This window comes from Achromobacter sp. GbtcB20 (assembly GCF_019091095.1).
Taxonomy (GTDB): Bacteria; Pseudomonadota; Gammaproteobacteria; order Burkholderiales; family Burkholderiaceae_B; genus Achromobacter; species Achromobacter mucicolens.
In genome coordinates, this window is the sequence record NZ_JAGXJZ010000319.1 from 1 (window position 1) to 361 (window position 361).

Genomic DNA, 361 nt, shown 5'->3' on the forward strand with positions numbered 1-361 from the left:
CCCGCCGGAAGAAGGCGCCATGGACGTCGGCGTGCGCCACGAGGCCGGCATGCTGGTGCTGTCCGTGACCGACGACGGCATCGGCGTGGAGCCGGAACTGACCGAGAGCGCCTTCGACCTGTTCGCCCAGGGCAAGCGCGCGAGCGCCCGCTCCCAGGGCGGGCTCGGCCTGGGCCTGGCGCTGGTGCGCAACCTGGTCGAGCTGCACGGCGGCACCGTCAGGGCCGAGAGCGCGGGGCTGGGCAAGGGCAGCACCTTCACCGTGCGCTTGCCGCTGGCGCCGGTGCAAAGCATGCCCGACGCGCCGGCCCGGCTGGACGAGGCGGTGGCGCCGGCGTCGGTGCTGGTGGTCGACGACAAC

The 361-nt window shown here is 74.5% G+C and carries 1 protein-coding gene; it reads left to right on the forward strand.

What is annotated here, in order from left to right:
* Nucleotides 1-361: sensor histidine kinase KdpD (locus KVT32_RS29160; protein WP_217619323.1), on the forward strand; the 361-nt coding region annotated here is incomplete at both ends.